The 19308-nt window shown below is 57.0% G+C and carries 18 protein-coding genes; 5 read left to right on the top strand and 13 right to left on the bottom strand.

Features of this window, described 5'->3' with window-relative positions; translation table 11 throughout:
- Positions 1-48: 48 nt before the first annotated feature.
- The 7 genes from MHN28_RS12290 to MHN28_RS12260 all read right to left on the bottom strand — a co-directional run bounded on the left by MHN28_RS12290 (position 49) and on the right by MHN28_RS12260 (position 8706).
- Positions 49-834 (bottom strand): ion transporter, encoded by a 786-nt coding sequence (locus MHN28_RS12290; protein WP_239339830.1) that lies wholly within the window; start codon positions 832-834, stop codon positions 49-51.
- 15 nt (positions 835-849) lie between these two features.
- Positions 850-2079: a class I SAM-dependent RNA methyltransferase gene (locus MHN28_RS12285; RefSeq protein ID WP_239339821.1), complete on the bottom strand. Its 1230-nt coding sequence runs from the start codon at positions 2077-2079 to the stop codon at positions 850-852.
- A 50-nt stretch (positions 2080-2129) separates the two neighbouring features.
- On the bottom strand, positions 2130-3962 hold the full coding sequence (locus MHN28_RS12280; RefSeq protein WP_239339818.1) for an ABC transporter ATP-binding protein: 1833 nt from the start codon (positions 3960-3962) through the stop codon (positions 2130-2132).
- Positions 3959-5797, bottom strand: coding sequence for an ABC transporter ATP-binding protein (locus tag MHN28_RS12275; protein ID WP_239339815.1), 1839 nt, complete (start codon positions 5795-5797; stop codon positions 3959-3961). Before MHN28_RS12275 ends, MHN28_RS12280 begins: the two co-directional genes overlap by 4 nt.
- Positions 5798-5991: 194 nt before the next feature.
- Positions 5992-7143 (bottom strand): CCA tRNA nucleotidyltransferase, encoded by a 1152-nt coding sequence (locus tag MHN28_RS12270; RefSeq protein ID WP_239339797.1) that lies wholly within the window; start codon positions 7141-7143, stop codon positions 5992-5994.
- Positions 7140-7745 (bottom strand): CoA pyrophosphatase, encoded by a 606-nt coding sequence (locus MHN28_RS12265; RefSeq protein ID WP_239339795.1) that lies wholly within the window; start codon positions 7743-7745, stop codon positions 7140-7142. The genes MHN28_RS12270 and MHN28_RS12265 overlap by 4 nt, the downstream gene beginning before the upstream one ends.
- Positions 7729-8706: an Hsp33 family molecular chaperone HslO gene (locus MHN28_RS12260; RefSeq protein WP_239339792.1), complete on the bottom strand. Its 978-nt coding sequence runs from the start codon at positions 8704-8706 to the stop codon at positions 7729-7731. The genes MHN28_RS12265 and MHN28_RS12260 overlap by 17 nt, the downstream gene beginning before the upstream one ends.
- A 76-nt stretch (positions 8707-8782) precedes the next feature.
- On the opposite strand from MHN28_RS12260, the gene MHN28_RS12255 reads away from it, so the two are divergent.
- Positions 8783-9232: an NUDIX domain-containing protein gene (locus MHN28_RS12255; protein WP_239339769.1), complete on the top strand. Its 450-nt coding sequence runs from the start codon at positions 8783-8785 to the stop codon at positions 9230-9232.
- On the opposite strand, the gene MHN28_RS12250 is transcribed toward MHN28_RS12255, so the two are convergent.
- A complete protein-coding gene (locus MHN28_RS12250; protein ID WP_239339758.1) occupies positions 9226-10497 on the bottom strand; it encodes a SpoIIE family protein phosphatase in 1272 nt (423 codons plus the stop codon). The two genes, MHN28_RS12255 and MHN28_RS12250, sit on opposite strands and share 7 nt — an antisense overlap.
- Positions 10498-10650: 153 nt before the next feature.
- On the opposite strand from MHN28_RS12250, the gene MHN28_RS12245 reads away from it, so the two are divergent.
- A complete protein-coding gene (locus MHN28_RS12245; protein WP_239339755.1) occupies positions 10651-10974 on the top strand; it encodes an Hpt domain-containing protein in 324 nt (107 codons plus the stop codon).
- A 134-nt stretch (positions 10975-11108) separates the two neighbouring features.
- Here MHN28_RS12245 and MHN28_RS25000 read toward each other — a convergent pair whose 3' ends face one another.
- The 4 genes from MHN28_RS25000 to MHN28_RS12225 form a co-directional block, all read right to left on the bottom strand.
- On the bottom strand, positions 11109-11993 hold the full coding sequence (locus tag MHN28_RS25000) for a glycosyltransferase (RefSeq protein ID WP_239339752.1): 885 nt from the start codon (positions 11991-11993) through the stop codon (positions 11109-11111).
- Between the two features lie 5 nt (positions 11994-11998).
- The gene (locus MHN28_RS12235; RefSeq protein WP_239340344.1) at positions 11999-13633 is read right to left on the bottom strand and encodes a cyclopropane-fatty-acyl-phospholipid synthase family protein; all 1635 of its coding nucleotides are present in this window, start codon (positions 13631-13633) and stop codon (positions 11999-12001) included.
- Between the two features lie 188 nt (positions 13634-13821).
- On the bottom strand, positions 13822-15048 hold the full coding sequence (gene ilvA / locus MHN28_RS12230) for a threonine ammonia-lyase IlvA (protein WP_239339749.1): 1227 nt from the start codon (positions 15046-15048) through the stop codon (positions 13822-13824).
- Positions 15049-15106: 58 nt separating this feature from the next.
- Complete coding sequence (locus tag MHN28_RS12225) at positions 15107-15766, bottom strand: hypothetical protein (protein WP_239340342.1); 660 nt, start codon at positions 15764-15766, stop codon at positions 15107-15109.
- 249 nt (positions 15767-16015) lie between these two features.
- Between MHN28_RS12225 and MHN28_RS12220 the strand changes: the two genes are divergently transcribed.
- The 3 genes from MHN28_RS12220 to msrA all read left to right on the top strand — a co-directional run bounded on the left by MHN28_RS12220 (position 16016) and on the right by msrA (position 18438).
- Positions 16016-17242, top strand: coding sequence for an argininosuccinate synthase (locus tag MHN28_RS12220; RefSeq protein WP_239339738.1), 1227 nt, complete (start codon positions 16016-16018; stop codon positions 17240-17242).
- Between the two features lie 144 nt (positions 17243-17386).
- A complete protein-coding gene (locus MHN28_RS12215) occupies positions 17387-17668 on the top strand; it encodes an SCP2 sterol-binding domain-containing protein (RefSeq protein WP_239339736.1) in 282 nt (93 codons plus the stop codon).
- 98 nt (positions 17669-17766) lie between these two features.
- Positions 17767-18438, top strand: coding sequence for a peptide-methionine (S)-S-oxide reductase MsrA (msrA, locus tag MHN28_RS12210; RefSeq protein ID WP_239339724.1), 672 nt, complete (start codon positions 17767-17769; stop codon positions 18436-18438).
- On the opposite strand, the gene MHN28_RS12205 is transcribed toward msrA, so the two are convergent.
- On the bottom strand, positions 18435-19307 hold the full coding sequence (locus MHN28_RS12205; RefSeq protein WP_239339722.1) for a ribokinase: 873 nt from the start codon (positions 19305-19307) through the stop codon (positions 18435-18437). The two genes, msrA and MHN28_RS12205, sit on opposite strands and share 4 nt — an antisense overlap.
- Position 19308 lies beyond the last annotated feature (1 nt).

Below are 19308 nucleotides of genomic sequence, written 5' to 3'. Positions count from 1 at the left end.
CTGCTGCTCTTTTTTTCGGTATTATGCCAGAAAACGCGAAAACTGAAATCACTTTTTGATGTGTGACCGCTCAAGCAGGTGGCGCTCGATGGACTCCAGCCGTTCCAATACCTCGTCGCGATAGGCATCCGTTCTGACTTCATCCTCGGCGTGGTGCGCGTCCTGCATAGAGTTCACGATCAGGCCCACCAAAAGGTTCACAACCGCAAAGGTCGTGACCATGATAAAGGGGACAAAGAACAGCCAGGCGTAGGGATAAACCTCCATCACCGGGCGCACGATGCCCATCGACCAGCTTTCCAGCGTCATGATCTGGAATAGCGTATAGGCCGACAGACCCAAATCACCGAACCAATCCGGAAAAGTCTGCGAGAACAACTTGGTCGAGATCACCGCGCCGATATAAAACAGGATTGCCATCAACAGGAACACACTGGCCATACCCGGCAGGGCCGAGATGAACCCTTCGACCACGCGGCGCAGGCGGGGCGCGACCGAAATCACCCGCAGCACCCGTAGTATCCGCAACGCGCGCAGCACCGACAGGCCCGAACCACCCGGGACCAGCGCGATTCCGACAATAACGAAATCAAAAACGTTCCAGCCGTTGGAGAAGAAACTGCGTCTGGATGCCAGCAGTTTCATCAATATCTCGGCCACAAAGATCGCCAGGCAAAGACTGTCCAGCGTCACGATCAGCGGCCCAACAGCCTCCATCAACGTGGGCGACGTCTCCATCCCCAGAAGCACCGCGTTAAAGATGATGACGCCGGTAATGAACTTCCCGAAAGCTGGCGCTTCGATAATGGTCAGCAGGCGTTGGGTGATCCCCATTCGGGTAGTCTCCTGTCAGGTTTTTGGGTTCAGGATGAAACGTGCGGCAAGTTCGGTGTGTGACGACCATCGAAATTGGTCAACGACTTGTAACCATTCAAGGGTGTACCCGGCGTTAACCAGGGTTTTTGCGTCGCGGGCGAACGTCACCGGGTTGCAGGACACATAGGCAATCACCGGGCGCAAGGCCTGCGCCAGCTCGGCCACCTGCGCCTCGGCCCCCGCGCGCGGCGGGTCGATCACAACCGCGTCAAAGGACTTCAACTCGTCGGGCATCAACGGGCGCCGGAACAGATCGCGCGCCTCGGTCGTGACCCGTTTAAGGCCTTGGGCCCTGCGCCACCCCTGATCCAGAGCCTGCGTCATCGCCGCTTCGCCTTCGACAGCGTGAACCTCGGCCGTCTCAGCCAATGGCAGCGAGAAGGTTCCGCAGCCGGCAAACAGGTCAACGATGCGTTTGGCACCGGATGTAGCCTCGGAAACAGCCTGTAATAGAGCCTGTTCTCCGTCCTTCGTCGCCTGCAGGAAAGCGCCCGATGGCGGCACGACATCAGCAGCGCCGAACCGCTGAACCGGCGGCTGGCGCATGGCAATCACTTCGCCATCCCAACTGAGGCGGGCCAGACCGTGCTTCTCGGTCGCCTGCGCCAAGGCCAATTCCAGCGGGCCGTCCAAAGATTTGCCGCCTTTGACGGCGACGTCCAGCCCACCTTCGGACAGTGTCAGCGTCACGGCCAGCACACCCTTGCGGCTGCCGCCCAGAACGGCCAGTGCTTCGGCCACCGGAATGGCTGCAATCAGGGCGAGATCCAGCAGGTGGCAATCGGGGATTTCGGTGATCGTGTCCGAGGCACGACCATGGAACCCAGCCAGAGTACCCTTCTTGGTCCGCCGCACGGCGATTGTAGCCCTGCGCCGAGACCGCTCCGGCGACGTATGGATCGGGCGCATATCAGCCTCAAGCCCTTGCGCAGTCAGCGCGTTGCGCACCACCTCGACCTTCCAGTCTGCGACGAAATCGTCTGCGGCGTGCTGCAACTGACATCCGCCGCACGACTTATAATGACGACAAGGCGCTTTGACCCGTTGGTCAGAGGGCGTTTCGACGCGGATATCACTCAGGAACTGGCCCAGCAGCGTTCCGGAGACCACCTCACCCGGAAGGGTGCGTGGCGCATAGACAGGACCATCGGAGATCCCGTCGCCCTGATGGCCAAGGCGGGTAATGGTATAGGTTTGCGTCATAGCGCGCCTGATACCGGGGCTTTGCGCACAACAAAACCCCTTATAACGCTTTATTCGGCGGCCTCGGCCTGAATGAACCCACCTGACTGGCGATGCCAGAACCGGGCATAGAGACCGCCCTGCTCTAACAGCGCGTCATGGGTTCCGGTCTCAACGATGCGCCCCTGATCCAGAACGATGATCCGGTCCATCTCGCTGAGCGTCGACAGACGGTGCGCGATGGCCAGCACGGTCTTACCCTTCATCACCCGATGCAGCGCCGTCTGGATCGACGCCTCAACCTCGGAATCCAGCGCCGAGGTTGCCTCATCCAGCACCAGAATGGGCGCATCCTTGAGAATGGCGCGGGCCAGCGCAATGCGCTGCCGCTGACCACCGCTGAGCTTCACGCCACGCTCGCCCAGATGCGCGTCATACCCGGTACGACCATGCGCATCCTGAAGGCTGAGGATAAAATCATGAGCTTCGGCTTTTTGGGCCGCCTCAATCATCTCATTCTCTGACGCATCGGGTCGACCATACAGGATGTTCTCGCGCGCAGAGCGATTGAACATCGCGGTTTCCTGCGTGACCATACCGATTTGGCGCCGCAGGCTGTCCTGCGTCACGTGTGAAACATCCTGTCCGTCGATCAAGATCGCGCCCTTTTCGCCGTCGTAAAGACGGAGCAACAACGAAACCAAGGTCGATTTCCCGGCTCCGGAAGCACCGACAATCCCCAGCTTTTCGCCGCGTTTGACGGTCGTGTTTACGTCCGATACACCGCCAATATCCCGACCATAGGCAAAGCTGACATGATCAAAAGTGATCTGGCCTTCGGGCACTGACAGCTCGGTCGCGTCGGTCTGGTCTTCAACCCGTTCACGTTTGGCCAGCGTCTTCATGCCATTTTCGATCTCACCCACATTGGCATAAAGACCCATCAACGTGAAACTGACCCAACCCGTCATCTGTGCAATGCGGATCGACACGGCACCTGCGGCCACGATATCTCCGGCAGTCGCAGCGCCGGCTTGCCACAGCCACAAGGTCGCCCCGATCAACAAAACGGGCAGCACCCCCGCCAGCAACATCAGGATCAAACGGAAGCTGGCCGACAAGCTGCCGAATGCCAGCATCTTGTCGCGCAGATCAACCATGGAATTTCGCGCGGCCTGATCCTCGAAGTCGGAATGGGCAAACAGCTTGACAGTCTTGATGTTGGTGATCGTGTCGACGACCTGACCCGAGACCATGGCGCGCGCGCCAGCCCTTGCGGCCGACCGTTTACGGATGCGCGGCAGATACCAGCGGATCAGCAGGAAATACACGGCCAGCCAAACCGAAAAGGGCAACATGACCAGCGGATGAATAGACCCTAACAAAAGCAATGAGCCCACAAGCGAGGCCAGAGCGAACACTATTGCGCTGATCGTTTCGGACACCACCGAGGCCATCGCGTTAGACGTTTGCATCTGTTTTTGCGCGATGCGACCTGCAAAATCGTCGTCGAAATAGGTCACCGACTGGCCCAGCGTCCACCGGTTCAGCTTGGCCAGAACCAGCGGCGTGATATTCGGCATGACAACATAGGCGTTCGAATAGGCCGACAGACCAAACAAAATCGGGCGCAGCACCATGAAAAACGCCACGGCCCCAAGCATCATCCAAACGTTGCTGGCAGTCAGAAAGTCATCTGGCCCGCTTGTCGTCGCAATGTCGATTACAAAACCCAGAACCCAGGCCGTTCCGGCCTCCATCGCGCCCGCCATGGCCGAGAAGAAGGCCGCAACGAATATCATCGGCCAGGCCCCTGACAAGCACCAGCGAATGAACGCCCCCAGTGTTTGCGGTGGGGGCGTTTCGATGTTCTTGAAAGGGTTGATCAGGTCGGTAACCTTCATTCCGCGGCCTCCGGGTTCAGGAAGCCGCCAGATTGCCGCGCCCAGAACTGAGCGTAAACCCCACCTTGCGCCAACAGCTCGGAATGTCCGCCCTGTTCCACAATCCGGCCGCCATCCATGACCAGAATGCGGTCCATCTGCGCGATGGTGCTTAAACGGTGGGCGATGGCGATCACGGTTTTGCCTTGCATCATGCCGTAGAGAGTTTCCTGAATTGAGGCTTCGACCTCGGAATCCAGGGCGGATGTCGCCTCGTCCAACAGCAAGATCGGAGCGTCCTTCAGGATCACCCGCGCCAGCGTGACCCGCTGGCGTTGACCACCGGACAGCTTCACACCGCGTTCACCTACATGGGCGTCATAGCCGGTACGCCCCTCAGGGTCCTGCAGGTCAAGGATGAACTCATGCGCTTCGGCCTGTTTTGCAGCCGCGATCATCTGCTCTTCGGTTGCTTCAGGACGACCATACAGGATGTTGTCCCGCACCGAGCGATGCAGCAACGCACTGTCCTGCTGCACCATACCGATATGGCTGCGCAGACTGTCCTGTGTCACTTTCGCGATATTCTGATCATCGATCAGAATTGCGCCCTGCTCGACGTCATAAAACCGCAAAAGCAGCTTAACTAGGGTCGATTTACCCGCGCCGGAGCGCCCGATCAGGCCAATCTTCTCACCGGGATGAATGGTCAGGTTTACGTGATCCAAACCACCGGTTTTGCGTCCGTAATGGTGCGACAGATCGCAAATGTCGATCTGGCCTTTGGCCAACTGCAGGGGCTTGGCGTCAGGTGCATCCAACAGGTCAATGGGCTGGGCTATCGTTTGCATCCCCTCGGCCACAACACCAAGCTGGCGGAAGAAGCTGGTCAGCGCCCACATGATCCACCCGGTCATCGCGTTCAGTCGCAGGGTCAAAGCCGTTGCCGCAGCGACCACTCCGACAGAGGCACTGCCCTGCATCCAAAGGGCAATGGCCCAACCCACGACCCCGACGATCAGCAATCCGTTCAGTGTGACCAGTACAGCGTCCATGATGGAGAAGATGCGCATCTCGACCTGGAAGGTTTGGCGTGTTTTCTCAATAGCTTCGCGCGCGTAATCCAGCTCCTGCTCACCATGGGCGAACATCTTGACCGAATGGATGTTGGTATAGCTGTCCACCACACGCCCGGTCACAGCCGAACGCGCGTCCGATGCGGCCTGAGAGGCCGGACCAACCCTTTTGACCGTCCAGCGAACCAGAACGGCATAAAGCGCAAACCAAATTAACAGGGGCAACAACAGCCGCGGATCAGCCGCCATCAACAGAATCGCGGCACCAATCAGATAGGCAATCGAAAATGAGATGGCGTCGAACACCTGAAACACGGCCTCACCTGCGGCAGGCGGGGTTTGCATGATCCGGTTTGCAATGCGACCGGCAAAGTCATTCTCGAACCAACCCACGGATTGGCGCAGGACGTGTTTATGCGCCCGCCAACGGATCAGCGTGCCAAAGTTGGGCAGGATCGTGTTGTTCAGCAGCAGCACATCCACGACGTGCAGCAAAGGGCGCAGAAACAGCACAAACAGCGCCAGCAAGATCAGTTCGGTCCCGTGATCCTGCCAGACTTCGGTGGGTGTGCCGGACAACAGGTCAACAACGCGACCCATGTAGTAGATCAGCCCGACCTCAACTGCCGCGACGATGACTGAAATCAGCCCCGCCCAGAAGAAGACCCGGTAGAACGGCTTGGAATAATCCAGCATGAACGGCCACAACCGTATGGGCGGCGTGTCGGTTTCGTCATAGGCAACAAAAGGGTCGACGAGGTTTTCGAAATAGCGAAACATGGAGGGTGCTCCGATTGAGCGGAAAATAAGTCATGCGAAGAAAGATGGCGCCAGAACACCACCCCTACGGGTCAAAGTGTTCCAGCCTTAGCTGTCCCAGATCCCGTAATACATTCGCATCCCTCCATTCATGTGACAGGGGCAAGTAACCACAAAGTTTTTTATTTGTCATCCCCTTTTGAGACTTCGCTTTATCAGCCCAGCAAATCTTCGCGACTCAGCGTGAAGCCCGAGGCGATCCACTTCGACTCAAGCTCGGCCAGTTTCCTGCCCAGCGCGGGGCCCGTGAATTCGGGTATCAGATCGGCCGCGCTGATCGGAAAGGTTGCAGCGGCGCCGGCGCTCAGATCATCCCTCATGACCTCTGTCCAGGGCTGCTCCAGAAAGGCGCAACGCAATAGGGTTTCGTGCAGCCCGCCTTCTCTGCCGTAACGAAAGCCCAACTCGGCAATGCTGGCCGAACCTGACGCTTCATCCCGCATTCGCGTCAGGCGCTGCAACTGGGCCCGGCTCAGTCGCAGGGTCTTTGCAATCTCAGGAGTTGCAATTGCTGCGAGACGGCGCACGGCATCCGGTTCTGCCCCGGCCTGCTGCTCTAACGCGACTAAAGGTGCCAATGAACGGTCATCCGCACCCGGCAATAGTTGTGCCAGTACGCCGACACTACGCATCGCGGCAACCGAAGGGGCCGGGTCCGGCGCGCCCAGCAGTTTGAGAAGCTCTGCGCCGACCCGTTCGCGGGACAGGCCAGTCAGCCCATCGAGATTTGAAGCCATCGCCGCCAGAGCGTCCGGGTCAAACCCGGCCTCGGCATCGCCATACCAAGCGTGAAACCGGAAGTAGCGTAGTGAGCGAAGGTAATCTTCGCGGATACGGTTCGCTGCGGTTCCGATGAAGCGGACACGGCGCGCTTTCAAGTCGGGCAACCCGTTCAGAGGGTCCAGAATAGTGCCATCCGGCCGCGCGTAGATCGCGTTCATCGTGAAATCGCGGCGCGCGGCGTCCTCTTCCACCTTGTCGGAAAAGGCGACCACAGCGCGGCGGCCATCGGTTTCTATATCACGGCGAAATGTGGTGATCTCATGCGGGATGCCCTGGCTGACCACGGTAATGGTGCCGTGATCAATTCCTGTCGGGATCGCCTTGAGCCCCGCACCATTCGCCAGTTCGACCACCTTTTCGGGACGGGCGTCGGTAGCAATGTCGATATCAGAGACCGGTGCACCCAACAGAGCGTTGCGAACGCAACCACCGACAAACAGGGCCTGCGACCCGGCATCCGTCAGGGCGGCACAGACCCGCTGCGTTGCGGGCTCTGCCACCCAGTCTTCTTCGATTTTCATCATTCGCTGATCCGTGCTGCCAATCCCCGCAGAATACGGGCCGTTGCGCCCCAGATATAATAGGGGCCGTAAGGTACCGTGAAATAATACCGCCTCTGTCCACGCCAACGGCGCGATTCAACGATATAATTCGCAGGGTTGAGCACTTGTGCAAGCGGAACCGAAAACACTTCGGCAACTTCGCCCGGTTCGGGCACGGATTGGAAGGACTCGCGCAGGATCGCCACCACCGGTGTGACGGTGAAAGACGTTACTGTCTCGTGCGTGGGTAGGTGCCCGAGAATTTCGGGCAGTTCGGATGGCAGGCCGATTTCTTCGCGCGCCTCGCGCAGGGCGGTGGCAGTGACGTCGGCGTCGCCTTCGTCCTGCTTGCCGCCCGGAAAGGCGATCTGGCCGGGATGATGCTTTAACGCCGAGGATCGCTTGGTCAGGATCAAACGCGGGGCACCATCAGCAACTGAAATGGGGACCAGAACTCCGGCGGGGCGCAATTTGCGCCCTTCGGGCAGAACCGTATCGGGGTTCAGGTCGAAATCACTCGACCCGTCGCCGGGGCGGCGCAAGGCCGCCCGCAGCTGATCTGTCGGATCAGGCACCGTCAGCATCAAACCCGACCGTGGAGGGATCCAGCACGTAATGCGCGCCGCAGAATTGGCAATCGGCAGTCACCTCACCTTCCGGAGTGGTCATCTTTTCGATGTCCTTGGCCGAATAGATCGACAGGCTCTGCCGCACGCGATCCTCGGAACACGTACACCCGAATTGCACCGGTTGCGCATCATAAACCCGAGGCTGTTCCTCGTGAAACAGCCGGACCAACAGATCCGTGGGCGCGATCGACGGGCCAATCAGTTCCAGATCGTCGACCGTGTCCAGCAGGATGTTGACGCGGCCCCAGTTCTCGCCTTCCTCACCGTCGACCAGATCGTCAGCAGTCAGGATGTTGCCGCTGCCCTCGCCGGACGCAACAAAGGGCGAGGCCTTGGGCATGTGCTGCAACATGACACCACCGGCACGCCAGTGTTCACCAACGCCAGGCTCTGTCGACTTGCCAAAGCTTAGCGAGAACCGGGTCGGCAGCTGTTCGGACTGGGCGAAATACGCCTCGGCACAGGCGCTCAGCGAACCGCCAGCCAACGGAGTAATCCCCTGATAAGGCTGCGTACCTTCACCCTGGTCGATCATGATTGCGAAATACCCTTCGCCGATTTGATCGAATGGCGCGCCATCTGTCAGGCGATCGCGGTCAAAGCTGGCATAAGCGCGGATGCGCGCCTGTTCACCCTCTTTTTGTGGTGCGTAATAATCGGTGGCGATCATTCGCACGGCGCCCTTGGACTGGACCTGCAGCGAAAGCTTCCAACGCAGCGCAACAGTCTGGCCGATCAAAGCAGTTAGCAAGGCCATCTCGGCCACCAAGGCCTCGACCTTCTCGGGGTAATCATGCTGTTTCAGGATGCCGTCGAGCACGCCATCCAGACGGGCCACGCGGCCGCGCATGTCCGATACATCCAGTTGAAAGGGCAGGACGGTGTCGTCCCACGCGATTTTTGTTCCAAGAGACATGGGGTTTCCTTACACGCCACAGGTTGGCATACCGCCAGCATATAGGTCGAACATTTCGGGTTGTAAGGGGCCATACATGATCAGACGGTTTGGTGAAACCCCACATGCGGGGCGCAAATACACGCGCAGGCCCGGTGTCTATGCCTTGCTGCCACGCGGGCGGGGGTTGTTGGTTACCTGGTACGACGACGGGCTGAACCCGGAACTGCAACTGCCGGGCGGGGGCATCGATCCGGGCGAATCACCTATAACCGCCCTGCACCGAGAAGTTTTTGAGGAAACCGGTTGGTTGATCACCGCCCCGCGCCGCTTTGGTGCTTTTCGGCGATTCACCTACATGCCAGAATATGATTTGTGGGCGGAAAAGGTCTGTCTGATTTATCGGGCACAACCCGTGCGCCGCATGGGTCCGCCGCGTGAAGAGTTTCACGAAGCTCGATGGATGGATACCGCAGATGCAGTCGAAAAGCTGGGAAACGGCGGTGATCGCCACTTTGCTGGCTTGCACCTGAAAGGGCTTCAATGACCGTTATATTCAAAGAACACGGCCGAGACGTCATCGTCCATTCCACTGTCCGGTGCCATCACTTGCGTTAGCCGCCAAAACATATCGTCCAAAAATTCTGATCCACTGCGTCCTGGGGCGCAATCAAGCGCCATCTGAAGCAGCCCGTCGTCTTCCAGCAAGCCGCCTTCGGCAAGGCCGCATTCCGTAAAGCCGTCTGAATACAGCAACAGGCGGTCACCGGGTTGCATGTAAGTTTCTGTCCGCTGAAAAGTGACGTCCGGCAACAAACCAATGGGCAGACCGCCCTCACCCAGAAACTCCGCGCTCCCATCCTGCCGCAGCAGCAATGGATGGGGATGTCCGGCCTGCACCATCTTAAGGTGCCCATTGCGCAAATCGATGATGGCGTACACCATCGTGAAGTACTCCTCGATCCCCGCATCCGCCATCAGTCGCGAGTTCAGGCTCGCGGCCACTTCTTCCGGCGGCAGAAGCGCGTAGAATTTGTCAAAGCGCCGTTCCATGGCCATGTTCTGATCAAAGTGACTGCTTGACAGATACCCGCCCAACCGGGCCGTCATCATGGCCGACGTGATGCCATGGCCGGACACGTCGATACTGTAAAAACCCAGCCGGTTAACGCCCGGAGAAAACATCCCCACCAGATCACCGCCGATATGTCCGCATGGCTTCAGCAACATGCTGACCCGCGACTTGCCAAATTCCCGTGTCAGTTCCGGAACCAGCGATTCCTGAATTTTCCGGGCCTGGATCAGATCCTTGTCAATCGCATCATGAGCTACACGCAGTTCCTCAAGCGCGGACTCGATCATGCGGTTTTTCTCAGACAGCTCGCGCTGCATGTCCAGAATGCGTGCGCCTGCCGATATGCGCGCGCGCAGTTCGTCTGCCTCAAGCGGCTTGATCAAAAAGTCATCCGCGCCAGCGTCAAGGCCCCGCGCAACCTCCTGTTTCTCACTCTTGGAGGTCAGCAGAATAAAATAGCTGTATTGATCGCCATCCAGCGCGCGAAACGCTTTGCAAAATTCCAGCCCGCTCATCCCCGGCATGACCCAGTCGCTGAGCACAAGATCCGGCGGATCGCTCAGGCACATCTCGATCGCGACATCACCACTGTCTGCCTCAATTACTTCAAAGCCCCATTTCTTGAGCGAAGCGACCAGAATACGCCGCTGCAGGCGGCTGTCATCGACGACAAGCACCTTTTGGATCGCACCAAAATCCAGATCTGATCTGGTGTCTGCCTGACTGACCTCTGCCACCGTTACCCTGCCCCGCGACGCTAATCGGAATGCGATGACCCTAACGCGGGGCGGTTTAATATAGGATGAAGGCGGCAAGTCACTCCACTTAACCTGCTCTTTACCGGTCTCGCGTTACCAAAGGCAGGTCGCGGCAGGTGAAGAGAGGGTGGCATGATCAACTGGTCCAGGGTCCAACAGCTACGGGACGAAGTTGGCGCCAGCGAGTTCGATGAGGTGGTGCAGATCTTCCTCGATGAGGTTCATGAGGCGCTTTCCCGGCTGCAGCATGACACCGCGGGCACCCGTTACGAACAGAACCTGCATTTTCTGAAGGGCAGCGCGCTAAGCCTGGGCTTTGAGGCGCTGGCAAAACTCTGTCAGGACGGGGAGAGGCAGTCAGCACAGGGACAAAGCCAAGCCGTTGACCTTCTCAATATTGTCAGCGTGTTCGAAAGTTCAGCGGCTGAGTTCAAATCGGGACTTGGCAATTTCTGAGGATGGTAACGGCGCTGTAAGGATGCTCAAGCAACTAGATCTTTCCTGCTCACGACGCTGCAACTCTTGTAGTTGCCGAAACGGAAATGCAGGTTGAACAGGCCGGGCAACAGTCCAAAACTTGGCAATGCTCATCAAGAATTCGGGGTCAATCCTAAGCTGGAAGCTATGGTCCTTGCCGCGGCCAGAAAACTATACTCCTGCACAACATGTTGAGCGAATTCTGTGCGTTTGCGGCGAAATGCGGCTGACTCTGATTTTGCCTGGGCGATTAAACCAGCAAGAGAGGTATCCTCTTCGAAGACGTAGATAAACTCTTCAAACCCATCGGGTAGGCCCACAATTCTGTCGGAAATCAAGGGGACGCCGCAGGCGAGCACGTCAAAAATCCGGTTTGAAATTAAGCCATTGTTCCGCATTAAAGGTCGGTGATCATTGAGGACAACACCGGCCGAACGATAGAGCTGACCTAGCTGCATATTTGGAACACTTGTGGCGCGGAGACGATCCGCTTTCAGTTTCCGGTCCCACCGGTCTCCGTAAACGTCCACAGCTAAACCCTCGGCCAGCGCCTTTCTTATGACCGGCCGGGCTTCCCATCTTCTGTAGTTGTTGCCCACAAACAAGGTTGGACCATCGTGATTGCGTTCGCCGGGATGAAAAATGCGATGATCCGTCGCTTGATAAAGTACGGAATCCTGAGGTCGGATCTTTATCTGCTGGAAGAATAGGTGTGACGCAAAAAAGTTTGCTGTGTAGTTGTCGGCCTCTTTGAAATACTTTTCTGGGGTCAATTCGCTGATGACCCAATTGGCAACACCGCGTTTCGCGGAATATGGATACTGAATCTTTCCCCGGATCAGAACGGCCGCTTCGTCTGCGTCCGAAGCTGAAGACCAAGCGTCATAATCATCTACGCGGGCTTTAAGGCCAATGTCCGTAAATGCATCGGCAAGACTACGCGCGTAAATTCTCTCTCCCCAACTGTGCTGCTTTCCCTCCTGATACGGAGACTTCACGGCAATCAGGGTTGAATCAGTTCTCCGCGATACTGTTGATCTTTTTTTTTTGCAGGAGCGGATTGAACTGCACTCATGAAAGCACGTTCCAGCTGTTGGACGCGTTCATACTCGTCTTCCGACAGGGTTAACCCCATACCTTCCAACAACAGTCGGACCGTGCCAAAAATTCTTGCCCGGTTGTAGGAAATATTAGACGAGCCGTGCATAAGAACCTGCCTTACACCCCGCGCAATCACCCAACCCAACGGAATTTCTTGTTCGGCTCTCCATTCGACGTCAATCTGCGTTAGACCATCATTGGTTCTAATAAAGTTGAACGGAGTTGCGTCGATATATGAACCATCAAGGGTCATATCCTCAAACGCGCTGGTGCCTGATGTTTGCCTGCATGCGGCTTTAAGATACTCCGCCCAAGGGATGAAACTGCGCCAAAGACGAACCGGTCGCGGCGTTCGGTGCATCTGGCGAATAATCTGGCCTGCTTCACTGTCCCCATCAATGTAAGAAGCGGACGCGGTATCGTGGCAAATTGTATAGCGACCAACTTCAATTTTTTTGTGCGGCCCCGAGAGCGTTGCAGTCTTCTGAACAGAGATTTCACAATCAGGACCAGAAAATGACGTCTCACAAGTGAAAGCAGGGTGTCGCTTTCCAATGTTGTGCGTCAACGCAAGCTTTGTTGATTGCGTGAATTCTTGAGCGCTTGCAGTAATCAGGAAGGAGTTGGCAAATTCGCCAAGAAGTCCGGCTTTACTCAATGTGGAAATGGCAAGGCCATCTGTAAATGCCGGGTCAAGTTTGCGACTATAATCGCGCGAACGGGAACCGAGTAGCAGATCAGCGGCATTAAAGCCCTTGGAAGAGAGACCAACCTCGGTGATCAGCGTGTCGCAGATTTTGTAGTCTGGAAACGCGTAGTGGAACTCCTGATGTTCGAATCCGTTATCAGCGAGCAGCGTGGCAATTTCCAGTTTGCTGAACGTCTCGGCCGAGCGTCCGTCATACAGGTCATGAATCCCGTAATAGGGGCGACCAACATGATCTTCCGACGCCCCGTTCCAATACTTCAAACCAAGCTTGTTCTCGATTGCGATAACTACTTTTCCGCCCGGCTTGAGGTGCCGTTTCGCGACATCCAGATACGAACCAAAGGGGTCGGCCTTGTCACCAAACAAAGGTGCATATTCCAAGACACCGATAAACAACACCCAGTCGAACTTCTTTTCAGACTGAAACTTGGTGAAATTGTCCACGTAAAACTCTGCGTTGGGCAGATCTTCGCACCGCCTCGATGCGGTACGAGCACGTGAGACAGTTCCCTCGACGGAAGTGAGTTCAACGCCTTGCTCTGCCAGGTAACGCGAGATCGCGCCGCAACCGCAACCTAACTCCAGCACAGCTTGGTTTTTTTCGAACTCCAGCCCTTTGAGCACGAAGTGGCGCTTGGCGGAAAAATGATACTCTGACGCCCAATCCGTTATCAACGCGTTGATTTCAGGAGAGTTTACGGAACGGTCTTTGCAACTTTCAACCCCATCAAAGAGCCTGTCTTCTTTCGCGACACCGTCGGAGTAGAGGATATCAGCAGAATCCTTGCGAACCCAAATATTGTGTTCGGCATCGTGTACGTAGGTCATCTTGATCAAGCTATCTCAGAACACTGTTTAACTGCACACTATCGGGCTACCCAAGTCGTCTCCAGAGAAAATCTCGCCTCAAGGAATTGCCATTTTGTTTGTGTTTGAAAATCACACAAGTTGGACTTTCTCACCGCAGTTTGGAATGGGTCTTTCTGGGACACAGAGCTTCTCATATCTGTGCAACGTTAAATCACAAACTGCGCCAGCGTTTCATCCTCGGTGATGTCGGTATAGGTAAAACCGGCGTCATCCAGATGCGCAAACAGGCGCACAAAGTTCTCTGGCTTGCGGGTTTCGATCCCGATCAGAACCGACCCGAAATTGCGCGCTGACTTCTTCATGTATTCAAACCGGGCGATATCGTCCTCGGGCCCAAGAATACCCAGAAACTCTTTCAGCGCACCGGGGCGCTGCGGCAGGCGCAGAATGAAGTACTTCTTGACGCCGGAATAGCGCTGCGCCCGTTCCTTGACTTCGGGCAGGCGCTCGAAGTCGAAATTGCCACCCGATGTGACGCAAACCACAGTCTTGCCGCGGATAAAGCTCTGAACGTCACCGATGGCTTCAACCGCCAAGGCGCCGGCGGGCTCCAGAACTATGCCTTCGACATTCAGCATTTCGATCATCGTCGCGCAGATGCGATCTTCGGACATCATCAGCACATCTGACAGATGGCGAGACTTCAGCAGTTCGAACGGTTTTTCACCGATCCGGCCCACCGCCGCCCCGTCAACAAACGTATCCACATGATCCAACGCCACAGGATGGCCAGCCGCCAGCGCAGCGCGAAGACACGCGCCGCCCGCCGGTTCCACGAACAGGCAATGGGTCCGGTTCCCGAACCACGTCGCCACGCCCGAGGACATCCCGCCGCCGCCAACCGGCAATACGATGTGATCGGGAACACCACCAAGTTGCGCTTCGATTTCGACAGCAAGTGAGGCCTGACCTTCGATCACATCTTCATCGTCGAAGGGCGACAGAAAATGCCCGCCCTGCTGTGCGCACCACTCCTGCGCGGCGGCTAGCGTGTCGTCGAAATAGTCACCGGTCAGGTGGATCTCGATATTGTCGCCGCCGAAAATACGCGTCTTCTGAATTTTTTGCTGCGGCGTCGTCACCGGCATGAAGATCACACCCTTCACGCCCAGATGCTTGCACATGTAAGCCACGCCCTGAGCATGGTTGCCGGCGCTGGCGCAGACAAACAACTCCTGCCCCTGCTGTTTGCGCATGGCATTGAACGCGCCGCGGATCTTGTAAGACCGTACCGGGCTGAGATCCTCACGCTTGAGCCAGATATCGGCACCATAGCGGTCGGACAGATGGGCGTTCCGCTGCAACGGCGTTGCCGGAAACACAGAGCGCATCGCCTGTTCGGCAGCGCGGGCGCGGGTCATGAAATCGGTCATGACCGCTTCACTGGCCGATCCTGACTAAAAGAGCAAGGAATACATATGTGTACGCAGATCAGGCGAGTTCGCGTTTTTCGATGAAAACTCCGTACATGGTGGTCATGATGCTGACGTTAATCATCGGCAGAATCAGCGTGCCAAAGAAAACTGTCAGCAAGATTCCCAACACGGGAATAAATGCCAGAACAGTGAATACAAGCTGAACGAGTACCTGGAACAAAAACGCCACTACAATGAGGACCAGTATGGAACTGGCAATACCTGTCGTACTGTTCCAAGCGCTACCGATTGTGATGGGTTCACCGATCGCTGCGGCGGGCAGGATGATCGACAGTCGGTAGAAACAGACAACCAGATAAACCAGGTAGACCGCCACCACGATGATCGAAAGAATTGTTAGGCTTTTGCTAAGCATTGCCAAAACCAGGCCCATTGGCAGCCAAGCAATTGCAAACAGAAGGCCCAGCATCAACACGCGCCCCAGATAGGCGAGAATTCTATCGAAGCGGAAAGTGGGAAAAATACCTCTGGGGTATTCCTCAAGCAGGATAAAACGGTGCCACGAAACGGCGATCCAGAAAACGGTGACAAAAATCACAGCAATCAACCCCAGGACAAAAAGAAAGATGCCCCCTGTCGACGTCCCCGGCGGTAGATCTCCGGCGCTTTCTTCAAAGGCTTCCAATGGAATGCCGGACACCAAGAACAGCGCCACAATCAATGCTGTCGCGACCAATGCGGGGCCTACGGTGATTTGCAATACCTGTTTGATGTTTCCGAACACCATCCGCACGGAATGGACAAAAATCTGCCAGCCCAACATCTTCTAACCGCCCTCTCAACCAATCCTTGTTTTGTATGCAAAGGTTTCACCCCAATTCGCACCCTGCGTCAACGCTCATAACTTGCCCCCGCGTCCAAAACCCGCTAGGGGCCAGTCGTTCTACGCATAAAGGGAAGTCAGATGTCCGCGCCCAAGAAAGTTGTTCTGGCCTATTCCGGTGGCCTTGATACCTCGATCATTCTGAAATGGCTGCAGACCGAGTATGGTTGTGAGGTCGTAACTTTCACCGCCGACCTTGGTCAGGGTGAGGAACTGGAACCCGCCCGCCAAAAGGCTGAGATGCTGGGGATCAAACCCGAGAACATCTATATCGAGGATATCCGCGAAGAGTTCGTCCGCGACTTCGTCTTCCCGATGTTTCGCGCCAATGCGCAATATGAAGGACTGTACCTGCTGGGCACATCGATTGCCCGCCCGCTGATTTCCAAACGTCTGGTCGAGATCGCCGAAGAAACCGGTGCCGATGCCGTTGCGCATGGCGCGACCGGCAAGGGCAACGATCAGGTACGGTTCGAGCTGGCGGCTTACGCGCTGAACCCCGACATCAAAGTAATCGCGCCGTGGCGTGAGTGGGATCTGACCAGCCGGACACGTCTGCTGGAATGGGCCGAAGCGCACCAGATTCCGATCGCCAAGGACAAACGCGGCGAGGCTCCGTTCTCGGTCGATGCCAACCTGCTGCACACTTCGTCCGAGGGTAAGGTTCTGGAAGACCCCGCCGATATGGCGCCCGACTATGTGTACCAGCGCACCGTCCACCCCGAGGATGCGCCGAACGAGCCGGAATACATCGAGATCGGCTTTGAAAAAGGCGACGCGGTCAGCATCAATAGCGAGGCGATGAGCCCGGCCACCATCCTGACCAAGCTGAACGAATATGGCGGCAAGCACGGCATTGGCCGTCTGGACCTGGTCGAAGGCCGTTTCGTCGGAATGAAATCGCGCGGTATCTACGAAACCCCGGGCGGCACCATCCTGCTGGAAGCACACCGTGGTATCGAATCCATCACCATGGACCGTGGCGCGATGCATCTGAAGGACCAGCTGATGCCGCAATATGCCGAGCTGATCTATAACGGTTTCTGGTACTCGCCCGAGCGCGAAATGCTGCAGGCCGCAATCGACAAATCGCAAGAGCACGTCACCGGCACCGTCCGCGTGAAACTGTACAAAGGTCTGGCCTCGACCGTTGGCCGCTGGTCGGATCATTCGCTCTACTCCGAAGAGCATGTGACCTTTGAAGACGACGCCGGTGCATATGATCAGAAAGACGCTGCAGGCTTCATCCAGTTGAACGCCCTGCGCCTGAAATTGCTGGCCTCGCGCGAAAAGCGTCTGTCCAAGTAGTTCAGGCCATCGCTACGACGAACAACCCGGTGTCCTTTGTGGATGCCGGGTTTTTCTTTTCCAACTTGTCAGTTCCAGCAGCGTCACCCTTGCCAGTTTCGCCTGTTTGTCTTTACCCAAAGGTCAATAGGGAAAGGGTATATCATGCTTCAGGACATCGCCGAGGGAATTCAAAAGGGCCTGAACGGCAAGACATTTGACGGCTCGCTCAAGTTCGATTGCGGCGACGATGGGGTGATCGTACTGATGGACAATCAGGCGACAACACAGGATCAGGATACGGACTGCACCATCCGTATTTCACAGGAAAACCTGACCAAGCTGCTGACCGGCAAGCTGAACCCGATGACCGGAGTTGCGCTGGGTAAGCTCAAGATCTCGGGTAATATGGGTGTGGCGATGAAGTTGGGGCAGCTGCTGGGCTAAGGGACGATAAACTCGTCTCACCAGCGCGTGACAAACGATGTCAGCGGATTGCCACAACGAAAAAGTCCGGGCAGCCTGATCTGAAAAGGAGATCTGCCATGAACCGGACTGCTTACCTCGATTTCGTCAAACCAAGCCTTCTGTTTGTACTGATCACGCTGGTTGCCATGCTGCGCGCCCTGCCTGCACCTGCGGCCGGAACCGAAACCCTGACAGTGGCCGGAGGCTGTTTTTGGTGCGTTGAATCCGATTTTGAATCCGTTCCCGGCGTGATCGGCGCAGTCTCGGGCTATACCGGCGGCAAAACCGCCAATCCAACCTATGATCAGGTGACCAAGGGGGGCACGGGCCATTACGAAGCGGTCCAGATCACTTTCGACCCCGCGCGGGTTTCCCGTGAAACGCTGCTGAGCATGTTTTTCCGCTCGGTCGATCCGACCGACGCAGGTGGTCAGTTCTGCGATCGGGGCAACAGCTATCGGACGGCGATTTTCGTCTCTAACACTGGGGAAAAGGCGCTTGCGCAGCAGGCCAAAGCCAATGCGCAAAGCGCGCTGGGTCAAACCGTGGTCACGCCCATTCTGCAAGCTGGCGCGTTCTATCCGGCCGAATCCTACCATCAGGATTACTACAAGGGCGACAAGCTGGTGTTCACCCGCTTTGGTCCTAAGCGCCAGAAGAACGCGTACAAAGCCTACCGCAAGGCCTGCGGCCGCGATGCGCGGGTCAAGCAGCTTTGGGGCAGCAACGCGCCCTTCGCAGGATCCTAACCGAACCGGGCGTCCAGCACCTCTTTGAGGTCAGGGATCACATCCGCCGTACCGTGCCGCGTGACCATCAGGGCCGCGGCACGATTTGCTTGCGCGATCGCCTGCGGCATCGGCAGCCCGCGATCCATTCCCGCCAGAACATAACCGGTGAACGTATCACCCGCGCCGGTCGTATCCACGGGCTGCACCTTATGCGCCGGTACTTCAAACACCTCACCATCCTGTGTCAGGTAGCGTGCGCCTTTGGACCCCAGCGTGACCAAAACATGTTTTACAGGCAAATCGGCAACTGACTGACCCGTACTCTGCCGCAACTGTTCGGCCTCTACCTCATTCAGAATCAGAAAGTCGAGATACGGCAACACGGCCTGCACCGCGTCAGCCTTAAACGGCGCGGCGGCATAGCAGACCGTTAAACCCAGATCACACCCCATGCGGGCAGCTTCGACCTGGGCGTTGGTTTCATTTTGCATGACAAGCAGATCACCCGGATTCGCTTGCGACAGAGCTTGCCCCAATTGATCCTGCCCAATAGCGTGGTTTGCCCCCGGATACAGAACAATCTGGTTTTCGCCCTGCGCATCCACTGCAATGATGGCATGCCCCGTCGGCACATCGGCCTCGGCAATGAACCTTGTATCGACACCATATTCAGTCAGCCGATCACGCGCCCAGCGGCCGTCAGGTCCAACGCCACCGATATGCGAGACGCGCGACCCCGCACGGGCCGCCGCCACTGACATGTTGGCGCCTTTGCCGCCCAGATACCGCTCCAGATTCGAGGCGGCCAGGGATTCACCGGCAACAGGTAGGTGCGGTACGGCGTAAACCATGTCCGCATTAATCGAGCCGAGGTTCCAGATCGTCACA

It is taken from the genome of Ruegeria sp. Ofav3-42, from assembly GCF_022347725.1.
In the GTDB taxonomy this organism is placed as follows: Bacteria; Pseudomonadota; Alphaproteobacteria; order Rhodobacterales; family Rhodobacteraceae; genus Ruegeria.
This window is presented reverse-complemented; position numbering and strand designations above follow the sequence as displayed.

Bases quoted from the DNA above. Each gene is read 5' to 3' on its own strand.
- MHN28_RS12245 (WP_239339755.1), top strand. From the start codon at position 10,651: ATGATCAACTGGTCCAGGGTCCAACAGCTACGGGACGAAGTTGGCGCC.
- MHN28_RS12265 (WP_239339795.1), bottom strand. From the start codon at position 7,745: ATGCTGACGGTGCCTGATCCGACAGATCAGCTGCGGGCGGCCTTGCGC.
- msrA (WP_239339724.1), top strand. From the start codon at position 17,767: ATGAACCGGACTGCTTACCTCGATTTCGTCAAACCAAGCCTTCTGTTT.
- MHN28_RS12235 (WP_239340344.1), bottom strand. From the start codon at position 13,633: ATGACCTACGTACACGATGCCGAACACAATATTTGGGTTCGCAAGGAT.
- MHN28_RS12255 (WP_239339769.1), top strand. From the start codon at position 8,783: ATGATCAGACGGTTTGGTGAAACCCCACATGCGGGGCGCAAATACACG.
- MHN28_RS12215 (WP_239339736.1), top strand. From the start codon at position 17,387: ATGCTTCAGGACATCGCCGAGGGAATTCAAAAGGGCCTGAACGGCAAG.
- MHN28_RS12260 (WP_239339792.1), bottom strand. From the start codon at position 8,706: ATGTCTCTTGGAACAAAAATCGCGTGGGACGACACCGTCCTGCCCTTT.
- MHN28_RS12275 (WP_239339815.1), bottom strand. From the start codon at position 5,797: ATGTTTCGCTATTTCGAAAACCTCGTCGACCCTTTTGTTGCCTATGAC.
- ilvA (WP_239339749.1), bottom strand. From the start codon at position 15,048: ATGACCGATTTCATGACCCGCGCCCGCGCTGCCGAACAGGCGATGCGC.
- MHN28_RS12285 (WP_239339821.1), bottom strand. From the start codon at position 2,079: ATGACGCAAACCTATACCATTACCCGCCTTGGCCATCAGGGCGACGGG.
- MHN28_RS12280 (WP_239339818.1), bottom strand. From the start codon at position 3,962: ATGAAGGTTACCGACCTGATCAACCCTTTCAAGAACATCGAAACGCCC.
- MHN28_RS12270 (WP_239339797.1), bottom strand. From the start codon at position 7,143: ATGATGAAAATCGAAGAAGACTGGGTGGCAGAGCCCGCAACGCAGCGG.
- MHN28_RS12220 (WP_239339738.1), top strand. From the start codon at position 16,016: ATGTCCGCGCCCAAGAAAGTTGTTCTGGCCTATTCCGGTGGCCTTGAT.
- MHN28_RS12290 (WP_239339830.1), bottom strand. From the start codon at position 834: ATGGGGATCACCCAACGCCTGCTGACCATTATCGAAGCGCCAGCTTTC.